The sequence below is a fragment of the Mesorhizobium sp. M6A.T.Ce.TU.002.03.1.1 genome, from assembly GCF_003997275.1.
GTDB lineage: Bacteria > Pseudomonadota > Alphaproteobacteria > Rhizobiales > Rhizobiaceae > Mesorhizobium > Mesorhizobium mediterraneum.
This window is the reverse complement of sequence record NZ_RZTI01000050.1, coordinates 1-15,601: the sequence shown is the minus strand read 5'-3', so window position 1 is coordinate 15,601 and position 15,601 is coordinate 1. Positions and strand designations below refer to the sequence as shown.

Here is a 15,601-nt window from a genome sequence, read left to right as displayed (position 1 = left end):
GCCTAGCTTTGGCCGCGTTTGGCCTTCTCTTCATTCGCCAGATACTGGTGAACGAACGCGATCGCCATGCTCCCTTCTCCGACCGCTGACGCAACCCGCTTGACAGGACTCAAGCGTACGTCGCCGCAGGCAAAGATTCCGGGCGCACTGGTTTCGAGCAGATAGGGATCGCGGTCGTGCGACCAGCCCCCGGCCTTCTTCACATCGTCCCCGGTCAGCACGTATCCGCGGGCATCGCGCACGACATCGGCCGGCAGCCACTCGGTCTCGGCGTTGGCGCCGATGAAAACGAACAGCCCGCCGCAATCGTGCCGGCTCACCTCGTTGGTCGCCTTGTCGAGAATGTCGATCGCCGTCAGGTGAGTCTCACCGTGCACGGCCTGGACTTCCGACCGAAGCTGGACTTTTACGTTCGATTTCGCCCTGAGCTGCTCGATCAAATAGTGGGACATGCTGTCTGCAAGGGACGGGCCGCGCACGAGCAGTGTCACGTTGCGCGCATGGCCCGAAAAATGCAGCGCTGCCTGGCCGGCCGAGTTGCCGGCGCCAATCAGGAAGACATCCAGTCCATGGGTGGTGCTTGCCTCGCTGCGCGCGGCTCCGTAGTAGACACCCTTGCCGATAAGCCGGTCGAACCCGTCTATGCCGAGACGGCGCCATGTCACGCCTGTTGCAAGGATGAGGCTGCGCGCCCGCACGACATCGGTGCCGTCGAGAAACAGATCGTGCGTAACAGGATCGATGCCGGCGACGGAGCGGGTGACCAGGATTTCGGCGCCCAGCCGTCTTGCTTGCTGCAGCGCGCGACTGGCCAGTTCGTCGCCGGAAATTCCGCTGGGAAAGCCGAGATAGTTCTCGATCCGCGACGATGTCCCCGCCTGTCCGCCAGGCGCCTCGCGCTCAACGACGATCGTGCGCAGCCCCTCGGATGCGCCGTAGACCGCCGCGGCAAGGCCGGCCGGGCCGCCACCGATGATCGCCACATCGTACTCGGCGCCGCGCGGGCGCGTCTGCAACCCGAGGCGAATGGCAAGATCGCGCACGGCCGGACTTTCCATGATCTCTCCGTCCGCCAGCCGGGCAACGGGACCATCGAGAGCCGGCCTGCCCGTGGCGGACCAGAAGGCCTCGGCATCCGATGTGTCGGGCAACACCCAAGTGAATGAGATCTGGTTGCGGGCCAGAAACCGGCGCAGCTCCCCGCACGCCGTATCCCAGCGATGGCCGACCAGTGTCACGCGCGGCTTCTGCGGCTCGGCGGTGATGCTCTGCAGCCCGCCCATCCGCTCGCGCGCAAGCGCGCTGACCTTTTGGGCCACGTCCTTTGAAACCGCCGCGATGGAATAATATTGCTGGACCTCGAGCCGCATGACGCGGGACGGCTCAGTGGCGCGATACCCGCCCGGAAAACCCGAGCCCAAGGCAATCGGCACCTCACCGAATATCGTTCCCGGCAGCCGCCAGCCGAGTGTCCGCTCGACGCCGTCGAAGGTCTTTACGACTTCGATCTTGCCGGCGAGAACCGCAAACAGCGCGGCCTCTCCGCCCTCATGAACCGCGAACTCTCCGGGGCTGAGATGAAGGTCGGCCGCCGTCCGCGCCAGCCGCTCCAGCTCGCCTGCCGGCAACCCCGAAAACAACGGGATCGCTCCCACTTCATCAACTGTCAGCATGGTCCCTCGCGGGAGCCAATTAGCGTTGTTTTTCCGTTTTGATCAACAAAAAAGCGGAGTCTCGCTGGCGGATAGGTTGTGAAACAGCGCGCTTGAAGCGCGTCGGGTTGTGCCGATAGGCATGACCATTCGGGTCGAGTTTCATGCCGGCTTGGCCTGAGCCGGTACCGGCGGCAATTCAGGCGCATCCAGCCCTTTGAAAGGATCGCGCCAGGCGTCGATTTCTTCAAACTGACGATACCAACGGCCGACAGACGGATAGTCGGCGAGCGGCAATCTGGCGACATCGTTGAACGGCAGAAACGTCGCCATTCGAAAGTCGGCGTAGGAAACCGAATTCTCGACCAGCCATTCTCGCTCCGAAAGCGCGGCCTCGAGTGTTGCAGCGGCAGTGCGGAAGTCTCTCAGGCCCTCCTCAACCCGGCCCTGATCGATCGGGCCGAGCCCATATCGCTGTTTCGTCCCGCGTTCGAAATGCACGACGTCGCAAGCTCTTGCGAAGTTCTCCTTCCCCCAACTGAGCCATCGGATCATCTCGGGTTCGTCGTCGCCGGTGCGCCAGAGATCCGAATGCGCGTCGTGAAAGCCGGCAGGCGATGGCGTCGGCCTCCCAGAGGCTTTTTCCCGAGCCTACAAGTATGGGCAATGAAAGATTGGGATTTAGCGGGCGATATCGCTCGGCCTGCCCGGGAGCGAAGGGGGAGGCGAATTCAAACTCGACCTTTGCGTTGAGATAACGTGCCACCGCGACCGCGAGGCGAGGATTGGGATTGCGGCTGAAGAACAGTTTCATTCCTGTCTGTCCTTGAATGGTACCGGTTCGATTGGACACGCAGGGGACGCTTTGACACCTTTACCGGCCGCGTGGCCCGGAACTGGTCGCCACCTAAGCCGCCGCCATGATCTCAGCATAGGTGCCGAAATCGACATTGCCGCCGGAGAGCACCACGGCAACGCATTTGCCTGATAGCTCGATTTCGCCCGACGATAGCGCGGCCAGCCCGACGCAGCCGCCGGGCTCGACCACCAGCTTGAGATGGGCCATGGCGTCACGCATCGCCTGTGCCGCTGCCTTGTCGGAAACGGCAATGCCGCCGGCAAGATTCCTGCGGTTGATCTCGAAGGTGATCGCGCCCGGCTCGGTGGTGAGGAGCGCGTCGCAGATCGAAGTGTGGCCAGGTTCGATCGAAACCCGCGCACCTCTGGCCAGTGAACGACAGGTGTCGTCGAAATGCTCGGGTTCCACCGCCCAGACGGCCGTACCAGGTGATGCATCCTTGACCGCGATGGAGATGCCGCTGCTCAAGCCGCCGCCGCCGCAGGGAATGACGACCGCATCGAGGCTCACGCCGAGCGCTTTCGCCTGCGCCATCAGCTCGAGGCCGATCGTGCCCTGGCCGGCGATGATGGCCGGATCGTCGAATGGCGGAACCAGGACCATACCCCGTTCCATGTAAGGGCGAACGACCGTCATTCGGTCATCGCGGAAACGGTCGAACGGAACCACTTCCGCTCCCATCTTCCTGACATTGCCGACCTTCATTGTCGGCGCGTCAGTGGGCATGGCGATGACTGCCTTGACCCCGAACATCGCCGCCGAGGCGGCGACGCCTTGCGCATGGTTGCCCGACGAGAAGGCGACGACGCCGCGGCTGCGTTCTTCCGCGGTGAGCGAAGACAGTTTGTTGTAGGCGCCACGGAACTTGAACGAGCCGGTGCGCTGCAACGTCTCCGGCTTGAACAGTATCCTGGCGCCGAAGCGCTTGTTCAGCTCCGGCGATTCGATCAGCGGCGTTTCGACGATCAAGCCTGACAATCGCAATGCTGCGGCGCGGATATCGGCGATGCCGGGAGGCGAGGTCATGGCGAGGTCCTGTGTGATCGCCCATGGTGCACGGAAAACCAGGCCACGCACCACTGAAAAAATGTGACCGACACAATTCGCCTTTGGGCAGGAAAGCGGGCGTGCCTGTCGCCTACCGGCTCCCCGGCCCTCCGCTATGGCTCCGGGCGTTCGTCGCTTCAATCGACAAATCGTTGTCGATTGATCGGCTTCGCCGACCGCTCCTCACCCCAAAAGCGTCCGTCGCCGCTTGGCGCCACCCATCTTGCGCCAGTTGTTGAAGCGATGGGTGGCGGCGGCGAAGGAGATCTTCATCTGCTGGGCAACCGAATAGCGCGACTTGCCCTCGTCGAACATGCGGTAGCAGCACTCGACGCCCTCCTCGGTCAGCTTGCCGTCGGGGGCCTTGTTGTGCGGATTGGCGGGATCGAATTTTTCGACCTGCTGCTCGACCAGGCCTTTCAGGCGCTGCAGGTCGGCCTCGATATTGGCGATGAGGTCGAGAACAGGTTTCGGGTCAAACGCATGGGTGGGCTGCTTTGCCGGCATCTACGGATTCCTTTCTCTTGGCTTAGGTTCGGCTATATAGGTGAACATTCGCCAATAGTGAAGGGCGGCGGAGGATCCCCCGGAACCAATAATTTTGAACCTCCGGGCGACGGGCGCGATTGACCAACGGCGCACCAGACCATAGTTTAGAACTATTCTAAACTATGGTGAATTTCTCATGCTTTCCCGTGTTTTCGGCTTTGGCCGCCGTCCCTTCGAATCGCTCTCGGAGCAAGAGATCCTGGCGCTCGCCATCTCTTCCGAGGAAGACGACGGGCGTATCTACCGGGCCTATGCCGATGGATTGGCAGATAGTTTTCCACATTCGGCCAAGGTGTTCGAGGAGATGGCCGAGGAGGAGGACGGCCATCGCGACTCGCTGATCGAGCTTCACCGCGAGCGTTTCGGCGAGCGCATTCCGCTGATCCGGCGCGAGCATGTGAAAGGTTATTACGAGCGCAAGCCGGACTGGCTGGTCAGGCCGCTCGGTATCGAGCATGTGCGCCAACAGGCCGAGTCGATGGAGCGGCAGGCGTATCTGTTCTACGTCGAGGCGGCGAAACGCACCAGCGATGCCTCGACGCGAAAGCTGCTCGACGATCTGGCGGTGGCCGAACAAGGCCACGAGACGCTGGCGCAGCGGCTGGAGCAAAAGCATGTGCCGGGCGCGGTGAAGAACGAGGAAGCCGCGGCCGAGCAGCGCCAGTTCATCCTGACCTATGTGCAACCGGGACTGGCCGGGTTGATGGACGGATCGGTGTCGACGCTGGCGCCGATCTTTGCCGCCGCCTTCGCCACGCACGACACGTTCCAGACCTTTCTGGTCGGGCTTGCCGCCTCGATCGGCGCCGGCATCTCGATGGGCTTCACCGAGGTGGCCTCCGACGACGGCAAGCTGTCGGGCCGCGGCTCGCCGGTGAAACGCGGGCTGACAGTCGGCATCATGACCATGCTGGGCGGCCTCGGCCACGCGCTGCCCTACCTCATCCCGTTTTTCTGGACGGCGACGATTGTCGCTGCGGTCGTGGTGTTCTTCGAGCTATGGGCGATCGCCTTCGTGCAGAACCGCTACATGCAGACGCCGTTCTGGCGCGCCGCCTTCCAGGTGGTGCTGGGCGGCGCGCTGGTGTTTGCGGCCGGCGTGCTGATCGGGAATGCTTAGCTTCTTCCCTTCTCTCACAAGGGGGGGAAGGGAGCCACGCCGGTCCACTCACCCATGCACCCCCCGGCTGTCCTCAGGCGCCTCGGCCCGTTCGGTCAGGCCATAGTCGCGCACGACATGGGCGATGCGCAGACGATAGTCGGCAAAGATGCCGCCACGGCCGGCCTTCTGCGCCCGCCTATGTTCCTCCGTGTTGCGCCAGGCCTTCACCGCCTCCTCGTCGCGCCAGAACGACAGCGACAGGATGCGATTCGGGTCAGTGAGGCTCTGAAAGCGCTCGATAGTGAGAAACCCGTCGATGCCGTCGAGCAGCGGGCGCAGGTCGGCGGCGAGGCCGAGATAGGCATCGCGCTTGCCCGCTGCCGGCTCGACCTCGAAGATGACGGCGATCATAATTTCACCAGAGAGGCATGCGGCCCGGACGCCAGCTTCAGGAACATGCGATCCTCCTTCAGGATGAATCTTTCACGCCGCGCGAACTCGTAATTCGCCTTGCCGACCGGATCGGCGGCCAGCCTGGCACGGTAGGCCTCGTAAGCCGCCAGGCTGTCGATGTTGTAGGCGGCGTAGGCGGTCGTGGCCGAGCCTTCATGCGGAGCAAAATAGCCGATCAGATCGGCGCCGCAGCGCGGAATGGCCTGGCCCCAGTTGCGGGCATACTCCTCGAACGCCGCCTTGCCGAACGGGTCGATCTCGTAGCGGATAAAGCAGGTGATGGTCATCTTTTGTCTCCTAGACGGGTGGATGCATTCTTGACGCCCACAGTTCGAGCGGTGTCGAAATGTTCAGTGGTTCTAGTGTGCTAGGCAATTTCTCCGCTGGTCATGCTTGCCAGAAGGATTTCGCGCATTCGTGGCGAACGTCTTCCGGCGTCAGGCCAAGGTCGCGCAAAAGATGCTCGTCGATCTCGGCAAGGTCGAGGCGCTGAAGATAGCGGTCGTGCCACCGCGCCAGAAGCCGCAAATGCAACCGGCGCAAGACGAAGAACGGAAACGGCCGGCGGCCGAACCGGCCAGTGGATACGGCGTCGGGAACGGTTTTTGCAGTCATCGTCGTCTCCTTGATCTCAGTGGAGGTTAGTGGTTATCTGACAAGAATGCTTCGATGAGGAACGAACTATGCGTGAAGGACCAGATATAGCCCGCATCGCCAGCCTGGTCGGCGATCCGGCGCGGGCAAACATGCTGACCGCGCTGATGGGCGGCACGGCGTTGACGGCGAGCGAACTGGCGCTCGAAGCCGGTGTGTCGCTGCCGACCGCCAGCTCGCATCTGTCGAAACTGATGGAGGGCGGGCTGCTGACGCTGGCAAGCCAGGGGCGGCATCGCTATTACGGCCTCGCCGGGCCGCAGGTGGCTGGCATGATCGAAGCCATCACCGGTGTCGCCGCAGCGGTCGGGCCGCAGCGGGTCCGGCCGGGTCCCCGTGATGCGGCCATGCGCGTGGCGCGTGTCTGCTACGACCACCTCGCCGGAGAACAGGCCGTGGCGATGCTCGACCGCCTTGTCGCTCGACAAGTGCTCCTGCGCGACGACAAGGAGATCAGGCTTGGGCCGTCGGCCGCCTCGTATTTTGCCGCGATTGGCATCGGTGTCGAGAGCAAGGCGCGACGACCGGTGTGCCGGGCGTGCCTCGACTGGAGCGTGCGGCGCTCACATCTTGCCGGCACGCTGGGCGCCGCCATTCTCGACAAGATCCTTGCCGAAAAATGGGCAAGGCGCGAGAAAGACAGCCGCGCGGTGATCTTTTCGCCGACGGGCAAGCAGGCGTTCGAGAAGGTGTTTCTCGCTTGATTGTTAGCCGCGCTTGAGCACCTTGCCCTGCCTGAAAAAATCCTTCCACGGATCGGCTTCGGCCAACTGCTTCAGCGTCGTCTTGTCGCCGATCGGAAATGCGTTCGGCGCCAGTCCGGCCTCGATCTCCGCCCAGGTCGCCGGCATCGACACGGTAGCGCCCTTCTTGGCCCGCGACGAATAAGGCGCCACCGTGGTCGAGCCGCGGCTATTGCGCAGATAGTCGACGAAGATTTTTCCGGTGCGCGCCTTCTTCGACAGCGTCGCCGTGTAGCGGTCGGGTGCCGCCTGTTCCAGCGCGCGGGCGAAATCATGGGCGAAGTCTTTCACCTCATCCCAATCCGCCGATGGTTTCAGAGGCACGACGACATGGTAGCCCTTGCCACCCGACGTCTTGACGAAATTCGGCAAGGACAGCTCATCGAGCCTACCGCGGATTTCGAGCGCCGCCGCGCGCACCGCTTTCACGTCGACGCCTTCGTCGGGATCGAGATCGAAGATGATCTGGTCCGGCTTGTCCAGTTCGTCGATGGTGCAGCCCCAGATATGGATCTCGACCACGCCGAGCTGGACCAAGGCAGCGACACCGTCGAAGTCACGGATGAACAGGATCTCCTCGTCGTCCGTCGGATCCTTCATCCTGGCGATCTTGTCATGCATGCCGGCCGATGCATGCTTCTGGAAAAAGCGCTGGCCCTCGACGCCGTCCGGCGCGCGCACCAGGCTTAGCGGCCGATTGACGACGAATTGCTGCATGCGCGGCCAGACCAAAGCGTAGTGATCGAGCAGGCCCTGCTTCGATACCTTCTCCTGCGGCCACAGAAGCTTGTCGGGATGAGAAAGCTTTACGACGGTTTTAGCAGCTTCCGAGGATTCAACAGAGGTGCCCTTCCCCCCGGGCGGCTTTGCCTTGGTGTCGGCCTTGCCCGCGGGCGCCTTTGGCTTTTCCTGCACGACTTCCTCCGCCGGTTTGTCCTCGCGCAATCCCTGGAACGAGGCGTGGCGTATTATACGGTCGGACGTCCAGGTACGGAACTCCACTTCGCCGACAAGGTCTGGCTTCACCCAAACCACTCCTTTGCCCAGCCCTTTGCCCCTCGGTAGCGCCCTGTCGAAGGGCGAGGTCTTCGCCTTCAGAGCATCAAGCTTCTTCTTCAGGTCGTTGGTGCCCTGCATCGAAAAGCCGGTGCCGACACGGCCGGCATAGTGCAGCTTGCCGCCCTCATGGTAGCCGACCAGCAAGGAGCGCAATCCACGCCCGGTCTTCTCCGACGGCAGGTAGCCGCCGATGACGAATTCCTGGCGAAGCGTGCATTTCGACTTCACCCAGGACAAGCCGCGGCCGCTGCGATAGGGCGCGTCGGCGCGCTTGGAGACGATGCCTTCCAGCCCCATGCGGCAGGCGTGCTCCAGCATGACCTTGCCCGGTTCGGCAAAATGGTCGCTGAAGCGGACTGCCGAATTGTCTGGCTGTTTGCCAAGCAAGTCCTGCAAAGCCTGCTTGCGCTCGACCAGCGGCTCTGTGCGCAGATCCTCGCCGTCGAGACGCATCAGGTCGAAGACGTAATAGAGAAAACGATCCGTGCGGCGCGCCGACAGATCCGCCTGGAGCAGCGCGAAGGACGAGACGCCGCTGTCCGCCAGCACGACGATCTCGCCGTCAATGATGGCATCCATGCATTTCAGGCGCCCGAGTCCCGCAACAATCTCGCCGCCGAACTTGTCCGTCCAGTCAAGGCCGGTGCGCGTCAAGAGCCGCACCTCGGTGCCGGCAAGCTGCGCCTGCATGCGGTAGCCGTCGAATTTCACCTCATGCAGCCATTCCTTGCCGGGAGGGGCATCCCTTTGCAGTGTGGCGAGGCATGGTTCAATGAATTCGAGCTGCCTTGCCGCCTTGGCCTTCGCCTTGCTAGCGAGCCGTTTGTTCGAATGCCAGACCCTTGGCTTCTTGCCATCGGCGGTCTTGCCTTCGCCGACCTCCTCGATCGTCATGCCCGACTTCACCGATTCTGGCGCCTCCAGCAAGATGTCCTCGCCCGGCCGGGCGGCGGAATCGTCGGATTTGATCAGCAGCCAATTGTCGCGCGTTTTGCCGGGACGCGGCTTCAGGCGCACCAGATGCCAGAGACCGTTCAGCTTGTGGCCGTGCAACTCGAAGCTGATATGGCCCTTTTTCATCGCCTGGGCCGGATCGGTCTCCGGTTGCCATCTGCCTTCGTCCCAGACGATGACCGAGCCGCCGCCATATTCGCCCTTGGGAATGGTGCCCTCGAAGGAGGCGTAGTCGATCGGGTGGTCCTCGACATGCACGGCGAACCGCTTTTCATGCGGATCGAGGCTCGGGCCCCGGGTTATCGCCCAGCTCCACAGCACGCCATTGTGTTCGAGGCGAAGGTCGTAATGCAGCCGTGTCGCGGCGTGCTTTTGAATGACAAAGATGCCGCCGGCCTCACCTTTCCTGCTGCGAACGACCTTGCCGGCCGGCTCGGCAGTCTTCTTGAAATCGCGCTTGGCGTGATACTGCTCAAGGCTGGCCATGACACGCGATCCTATGCGGATTTTCTATGGCGTCGAGGCTTCGGCTTGGCGACGCCGGCACGAGGTCTTGAACGGATAGAAATCGTTTCAGTTCCGGCCCCGCGAAAAGCGAGGCACGCCGGATTGCCCGGCGTTGCCTCGATCGAGAGTGCTATTCGGCGGCTTGAAGGTTGACCTTGGCCTCCGCGATCTCGGTAAGCTTGCGGTCGGTAGCCTGCTCTTCCTTGATGTTGTTGGCCAGGACATTGGCGCAGTCGCTGCGGCCAAGCTGCTTGGCCCAGGCAATCAACGTGCCGTAACGGGTTATCTCATAGTGCTCGACCGCTTGCGCGGATGCGATCAGGGCGGCGTCGAGAACATCCTTGTCGTCGATGTCGCCGCTGACTTCATCGGCTTCCTCGAGAATGCCGTCGATGGCCGGACAGTTGACCGTCTTGGCCTTCACGCCGTGCAGTTCGAACACGTTCTCGACGCGCGCGATATGGCCCTTGGTCTGCCCGAGGTGCTTCTCCAGGCCGGCTTTCAATTGCGGATTGGTCGCCTTGTCGATCATCTTCGGCAGCGCCTTCTCGATCTGTTTTTCGGCGTAATAGATGTCGCGCAGCGTGTGGACGAAGAGGTCGTCCAGCGTCTTGATGTCTTTCGAAAAGAAACCCATGGCTTTTGCCTTTCCATCGTTCTCGCTGTGTTGGGATTCCGGCGGCGGTTCCGCACGGAAGCCGCTGTCTGCTGGAGCCGGGTTGGTGCGGCTCTTGTCGTCAACGTGCGGCTATCGGACGGGTTCCTGACTTTCCCTGGGCAAGCACGGAAATTTCGCGGCACCGGCCAAGGCTGAAACAGAAGCGCGCCGCAGCGACATCCAAACGAAACATATGTGATGCAAAAGTCACATCGACCGAAATGTCGACGCACTGCATGGAAAGACCCCGAATCAGCCGCATTGCGGCCATGAACCAAGGCATTTTCGACCAGATATTAACATCGTGTTCACCGACTATTCACGCCTCGACGCTATGATCCTCGCAATTCGGAAGGGACATCCGAAATCGGGACAGGGACAGGTAAAATGAACTTCTTGACGCACCTCATCGGCTACGCTGCCGCCATCCGCGAATTCGTCGCGCCGACCTACCGGCCGGAGCGCTATTACATGCGCGGCCCAGGCCCTGCTTGCGCACGCCGCGGCCACACGCTCGGCATCAGCGCGCACTGATGACGACCATGGAAAGCCGTCATGACAGCCGGATCTGCAGGCCGGCCGCCGATCACCGTGCGACCACCTATCGCACGGAGCGTTCTGCGCTCGCCGACCGGCGGCGTGCGACAACAAGGTTCTGAGATTCTGGGGCTTTGATCTCGCCGCCGGCAAGCTTAGTGTCGTTTGACACCAAGCAGCCGGGACCCGCGTGACCACCCAGCCAAACCATCCTCCTGAAAAGCCAGCCTTCGATGCAAGCCATCCGTTGATCGTGTTCGACGGCGTCTGTGTGCTGTGCTCGGGCTTCGTGCGCATGGTGGTCAGGCTCGACCCCAAAAGCCGCTTCCGCTTCGCCACGGCGCAGTCGCCGCTCGGCGAAGCGCTGTTTCGAAAATACGGGCTGCGGACGGATAGCTACGAGACCAATCTGGTCCTCATCGACGGCGCCGCCTTCACCCGCCTGGACAGTTTCGTCGCCGTCATGGCCGAACTGGGCTGGCCGTGGCGGGCGGCGAGGTCTTTCCTCCTGCTGCCGCGCCCGCTTCGCGACTGGCTCTATGACCGCATTGCGAAGAACCGGTACGCGCTGTTCGGCAGGAAAGAGAGTTGCGAGATCCCCTCCGCTGAACTGAAAGGGCGGCTGATTGGCTAAGCGAAGGCTCCTGGGAAGCTTCTGCGCTACCCGAGGCGGCAGCGCTTGGGAGAGCAGCCGATGAAGGTTCTCATCGTCGGCGGCTACGGCACATTTGGCGGCCGCATCGTCGAACTGCTGGAGAACCAACCGCGCCTGACGCTGATCATCGCCGGCCGCTCGCTTGCCAAAGCCAATGCCTATTGCGGGAGCCGTCACGGCGCTGAGGCGCGGCTCGTGCCGGCACAGTTCGACCGCGACGGCGATCTTGCGGCGCAACTGGCCTCATTGCGTCCCGACACGATGGTCGACGCCAGCGGTCCGTTCCAGGCCTATGGCGAGGGGCGCTACCGCGTTATCGAGGCCTGTATCGCCCAGGGCGTCAACTATCTCGATCTCGCCGACGGGTCGAATTTCGTCGCCGGCGTTTCTGCATTCGACGCGGCGGCGCGCGAGACCGGTCTTTTCGTGCTGTCCGGAGTTTCCAGCTTTCCGGTGCTGACGGCAGCGGCGGTGCGCCGGCTATCTCTTGATATGGCGCGGGTCGAGACCATTCGTGGCGGCATCGCGCCGTCGCCCTTTGCCGGGGTCGGCGAAAACGTCATCCGCGCCATTGCCGGCTATGCCGGACAACCAGTGCAGCTCGCACGCGACGGCGAACCGTCGCAGGGCCACCCGTTCACCGAACAGATGCGTTACACGATCGCGCCGCCCGGCCGCCTGCCGCTGAGGAGCACGTTGTTCTCGCTGGTCGACGTGCCGGACCTGCGGGCGCTCGCCGATCTCTGGCCGCAGGCACAGACGATCTGGATGGGCGCCGGGCCGGTGCCGGAAGTGCTGCACCGCGCTCTGATCGGTCTCGCCTGGCTCGTGCGCGCCGGCCTGGTCCGCTCGCTCTTGCCCTTGGCTTCGCTCATGCACTGGGCGAGCAACCGGCTGCGCTGGGGCGAGCATCGCGGCGGCATGTTTGTCGCGGTGGAAGGCGCGGATCGGTCGCGTACGCCGGTCAGGCGCTCATGGCATCTGCTGGCGGAGGGCAATGACGGGCCGCTGATCCCGTCGATGGCGGTCGAGGCGCTGGTGCGCAAGGCGCTGGACGGACATATGCCTGCGCCAGGAGCGCGGGCGGCCGTGCGCGACCTGGAACTCGAGGACTATGAAGCGCTGTTTGCCAACCGGACGATCCATACCGGCTTCAGGGACGATACCGCCGATGCGGACAAGCCGCTCTACGCCGCCTTGCTCGGCGACGCCTGGCAAAACCTGCCCAAGGAGATCCGCGCCATGCACGATGGCACGACCAAGGCGCAGGGACGCGCCAGCGTCGAGCGCGGAGGCAATATGTTTGGCCGGCTTGCAGCCTGGCTGGTCGGGTTTCCGAAGACCCGTGACGACATCCCGGTCGATGTCCGCTTCCACGCCAACGAAAACGAAGAAACCTGGACGCGGACATTCGGCGGGCAGGGTTTCTCCAGCCGCCAGTTCGCCGGATGCGGCCGATCCGAGTGGTTGCTGTGCGAACGCTTCGGCCCGCTGACCTTCGCCATGGCGCTGGTCGCCGAGGAGAACCGGCTGTCGCTCGTGCTGAGCCGCTGGAGCATTATTGGCCTGAAGCTGCCGATGTGGCTTTGCCCGCGCTCGACATCTTTTGAGAGCGTGGAGAACGGCCGCTTCCGCTTCCATGTCGAGATCTCGCATCCGCTCACTGGATTAATCGTGCGCTATCGCGGCTGGCTCGAACCCTCGCACGGTTCCAACACGATCGTGCCGCCGGCCGCCTTGCCCAGTTCGCGGCAGTCTTCAACCGTGCACAGTGTCCAGCCTTCGCCGGTGGCGCCGGATGCGGCGAGCACGAGGCGCGGCTGAGGCTTGGTCGGGGGCGTGTAGGCCCACCAGCCGTCCCGCAGAAGCGCGCCCTCGGGCGGCTCCATGCCGGCGCCCGAGCCCTTGATCCGTGCCTCGACGATTTGCAGGCCGGAAGGCATCACCTTCCAGTCTTCCTGCCAATGTGTCTTTTCCACCGAATGCGTCCAGGACAGCGTGAAAGCGGCGACAGCCAGCGTCACCGTCTTGCCGGCGGCCAGGATACAAAGGCTCATGCGGTCCCGGACGCCTGCCGTGCACGCCAGCAGTGCCAGCCGATCCAGACAAGAGAGAGCGCCCAGCCGGCCTCGTCGGTGAGCGGCAGCGCGGCAACCAGCAGCGCGCCTGCGCAGAAGGCGACGAGACGTTCCCACCAGGCCATGCGCCGGGCGAGGAACCCGACAGCGGCCGCGCCCCACAGGACGATGCCCATGCAGGCCTTGGCGACGATATAGGCGACCTCGACGGGATAGCCGAACTGGGCGGCGATCGGACCGGCGTCCTGCAACATCAGCGCCGGGGTGTAGACCGCCATGAACGGCACGACGAAGCCGGCGACGGCAAGCTTGGTGGCTTGGATGCCGATCTTGAGGCCGCTCTCCTTGGCCATTGGCGCGGCGGCGAAAGCGGCCAGCGCCACCGGCGGGGTGAGGTCGGCCATGATGCCGAAATAGAAGACGAACATATGGCTGACCAGCAGCGGCACGTCGAGCGCCAACAGGGCCGGCCCGGCCAGCGACGAGGTGATGATGTAATTGGGGATGGTCGGGATGCCCATGCCGAGCACCAGGCAGGTCAGCATGGTCAGCAGCAGCGACAGGAACAGGTTGTTCTCGCCGATGGAGATGATCCAGCCGATGAAGGTCGAGGCGATGCCGGTGAGCGTCAGCGTGCCGATGACGATGCCGACAATGGCGCAGGCGATGCCGACCGGCAGCGCGTTCTTTGCTCCCTCGGCAAGCGAGTCTATGCATATCTGCAACGTCTCGCGTCCGCCCCTGAAGGTGAAGCAAGCGATGACGAGCGCCGCGATCACAAGGCTGAGGATGTTGACGCCGAACTTCATGAAAGAGGCGGCGGCAAGCCCCAGCGCCAGCCAGAAGACAATGCGGAAGGCAAGCGGCCCGATCAACGCCGCCAGCGGCGTGCCGAGGATGAGCACGATGGTCAGCGCCAGCCCCATGGTGCCGGCGAAGATCGGCGTATAGCCGGCAAACAGCAGATAGATGAGCGCGGCAAGCGGCAGCACCAGCGGCCAATGTCTTCTCACCGCGTCCCACGGATTGGGCAGATCCGCTTTGGCCATGCCGTGCAGGTCGGCCTTGCCGGCTTCCAGATGCACCTGCCAGAAACAGGCGCCGAAATAGAGCAGCGCCGGGATGATCGCCGCCTTGACCACTTCGGCATAGGGGATGTTCAGCGTCTCGGCCATGATGAAGGCGACCGCACCCATCACCGGCGGCATGATCTGGCCGCCCATCGAGGAGGTCGCCTCGACGGCGCCGGCGAAAGCCGGGCGGAAGCCGAAGCGCTTCATAAGCGGGATGGTGAACTGGCCGCTGGCCACCACGTTGGCGACGCCGGAGCCGGAAATGGTGCCCATCAGCGCCGATGACAGGACGCAGACCTGGGCCGGGCCGCCGCGCCACGACCCGACCAGGCCAAGGGCGAAATCGTTGAACAGCGCGATCATGCCGGCGCGTTCGAGAAAGGCGGCGAAGACGACGAAGATGAAGATGTAGGCGGCCGAGACGTAGACCGGCGTGCCGTATATGCCTTCCGTGCCAAAGGCGAAGGTGTCGACGAGCTGGGCGAAATCATAGCCGCGATGGATGAAGGGCGACGGTAGGTGATTGCCGGCAAATGCGTAAGCGAGGAAGATCAAGGCGATCAGGGCAAGCGGCAGCCCCATCAACCGCCGCGCGGCCTCGAAGACCAGCACGACCAGCACCGTGCCGACGATCAGGTCCGGCGTGGTGAGGAAGCCGGAGCGCCGGATGAGGTCGGCATAGAACACCCAATTATACAGGCCGGTGGCGAATCCGAGCACGCCGAGTGCCCAGAACGCTGCTTTCGCCGGGATGCTTGTGGCGCGCAGATTGGCGATCAGGCCAAAGCCGAGCAGCAGCAAGAAGCCGACATGCATGGCGCGCACCACCTGGCTCGGCAGGCTGCCATAAGCGGCGATGTAGATCTGGAAGATGGAAAAGGCGACGGCGATGAGAAAGGCGGCCTTGCCGGCGATGCCTTCGCCGAAACCCGGCGGCAGCCCTTCGACCGGAGCTTCGGCGGTGGGGGAGAGAATGGTCGGGGTATCGGTCATTGGCGGGTTTCCTGGCGGGCGCCCCTCC

Annotated in this window: 15 protein-coding genes and 2 pseudogenes; 5 read left to right on the top strand and 12 right to left on the bottom strand. The window is 63.5% G+C overall.

Annotated elements, in window-relative coordinates; genetic code table 11:
• Positions 1-2: 2 nt before the first annotated feature.
• The 5 genes and pseudogenes from EOC93_RS16595 to EOC93_RS16580 all read right to left on the bottom strand — a co-directional run bounded on the left by EOC93_RS16595 (position 3) and on the right by EOC93_RS16580 (position 4,065).
• A complete protein-coding gene (locus EOC93_RS16595; protein WP_127205150.1) occupies positions 3-1,673 on the bottom strand; it encodes a cyclic nucleotide-binding domain-containing thioredoxin-disulfide reductase in 1,671 nt (556 codons plus the stop codon).
• Between the two features lie 19 nt (positions 1,674-1,692).
• The gene (locus EOC93_RS35395; RefSeq protein ID WP_281033145.1) at positions 1,693-1,818 is read right to left on the bottom strand and encodes a hypothetical protein; all 126 of its coding nucleotides are present in this window, start codon (positions 1,816-1,818) and stop codon (positions 1,693-1,695) included.
• A pseudogene (locus EOC93_RS16590) lies at positions 1,815-2,466 on the bottom strand (glutathione S-transferase family protein). The gene EOC93_RS35395 and the pseudogene EOC93_RS16590 overlap by 4 nt, the downstream one beginning before the upstream one ends.
• A 93-nt stretch (positions 2,467-2,559) precedes the next feature.
• A complete protein-coding gene (locus EOC93_RS16585) occupies positions 2,560-3,537 on the bottom strand; it encodes a threonine/serine dehydratase (RefSeq protein WP_127205149.1) in 978 nt (325 codons plus the stop codon).
• 204 nt (positions 3,538-3,741) lie between these two features.
• Entirely contained in the window at positions 3,742-4,065 is a 324-nt protein-coding gene (locus EOC93_RS16580) for a hypothetical protein (RefSeq protein ID WP_095484710.1), read from the bottom strand.
• 178 nt (positions 4,066-4,243) lie between these two features.
• Between EOC93_RS16580 and mbfA the strand changes: the two genes are divergently transcribed.
• Positions 4,244-5,227 carry an iron exporter MbfA gene (gene mbfA, locus EOC93_RS16575; protein ID WP_126104199.1) on the top strand — a complete coding sequence of 328 codons (984 nt, stop codon included), beginning with the start codon at positions 4,244-4,246 and terminating at the stop codon, positions 5,225-5,227.
• Between the two features lie 48 nt (positions 5,228-5,275).
• Here mbfA and EOC93_RS16570 read toward each other — a convergent pair whose 3' ends face one another.
• From EOC93_RS16570 to EOC93_RS16560, 3 genes are all read right to left on the bottom strand, one after another.
• Entirely contained in the window at positions 5,276-5,620 is a 345-nt protein-coding gene (locus tag EOC93_RS16570) for an antibiotic biosynthesis monooxygenase (RefSeq protein ID WP_127205148.1), read from the bottom strand.
• On the bottom strand, positions 5,617-5,949 hold the full coding sequence (locus tag EOC93_RS16565; RefSeq protein ID WP_095484713.1) for an NIPSNAP family protein: 333 nt from the start codon (positions 5,947-5,949) through the stop codon (positions 5,617-5,619). Before EOC93_RS16565 ends, EOC93_RS16570 begins: the two co-directional genes overlap by 4 nt.
• A gap of 100 nt (positions 5,950-6,049) precedes the next feature.
• A complete protein-coding gene (locus EOC93_RS16560) occupies positions 6,050-6,277 on the bottom strand; it encodes a DUF1127 domain-containing protein (RefSeq protein WP_127205147.1) in 228 nt (75 codons plus the stop codon).
• Between the two features lie 68 nt (positions 6,278-6,345).
• Between EOC93_RS16560 and EOC93_RS16555 the strand changes: the two genes are divergently transcribed.
• Positions 6,346-7,020: a winged helix-turn-helix domain-containing protein gene (locus EOC93_RS16555; RefSeq protein WP_127205146.1), complete on the top strand. Its 675-nt coding sequence runs from the start codon at positions 6,346-6,348 to the stop codon at positions 7,018-7,020.
• Positions 7,021-7,023: 3 nt separating this feature from the next.
• Here EOC93_RS16555 and ligD read toward each other — a convergent pair whose 3' ends face one another.
• Positions 7,024-9,558: a DNA ligase D gene (gene ligD / locus EOC93_RS16550; protein ID WP_127205145.1), complete on the bottom strand. Its 2,535-nt coding sequence runs from the start codon at positions 9,556-9,558 to the stop codon at positions 7,024-7,026.
• A gap of 151 nt (positions 9,559-9,709) precedes the next feature.
• Positions 9,710-10,216 (bottom strand): ferritin-like domain-containing protein, encoded by a 507-nt coding sequence (locus EOC93_RS16545; protein WP_095484717.1) that lies wholly within the window; start codon positions 10,214-10,216, stop codon positions 9,710-9,712.
• 408 nt (positions 10,217-10,624) lie between these two features.
• Between EOC93_RS16545 and EOC93_RS16540 the strand changes: the two genes are divergently transcribed.
• The 3 genes and pseudogenes from EOC93_RS16540 to EOC93_RS16530 form a co-directional block, all read left to right on the top strand.
• A complete protein-coding gene (locus EOC93_RS16540) occupies positions 10,625-10,771 on the top strand; it encodes a hypothetical protein (protein WP_023801394.1) in 147 nt (48 codons plus the stop codon).
• 193 nt (positions 10,772-10,964) lie between these two features.
• Positions 10,965-11,408 carry a DCC1-like thiol-disulfide oxidoreductase family protein gene (locus tag EOC93_RS16535; RefSeq protein WP_126104204.1) on the top strand — a complete coding sequence of 148 codons (444 nt, stop codon included), beginning with the start codon at positions 10,965-10,967 and terminating at the stop codon, positions 11,406-11,408.
• Positions 11,409-11,468: 60 nt separating this feature from the next.
• Positions 11,469-13,064, top strand: a pseudogene (locus EOC93_RS16530) (DUF4166 domain-containing protein); the annotation flags it as partial.
• A 44-nt stretch (positions 13,065-13,108) separates the two neighbouring features.
• Here EOC93_RS16530 and EOC93_RS16525 read toward each other — a convergent pair.
• Both EOC93_RS16525 and EOC93_RS16520 read right to left on the bottom strand, forming a co-directional pair.
• The gene (locus EOC93_RS16525; protein WP_127205144.1) at positions 13,109-13,486 is read right to left on the bottom strand and encodes a DUF1850 domain-containing protein; all 378 of its coding nucleotides are present in this window, start codon (positions 13,484-13,486) and stop codon (positions 13,109-13,111) included.
• Positions 13,483-15,573, bottom strand: a complete 2,091-nt coding sequence (locus EOC93_RS16520; RefSeq protein ID WP_126104207.1) for a TRAP transporter permease — start codon at positions 15,571-15,573, stop codon at positions 13,483-13,485. The genes EOC93_RS16525 and EOC93_RS16520 overlap by 4 nt, the downstream gene beginning before the upstream one ends.
• Positions 15,574-15,601: the final 28 nt, after the last annotated feature.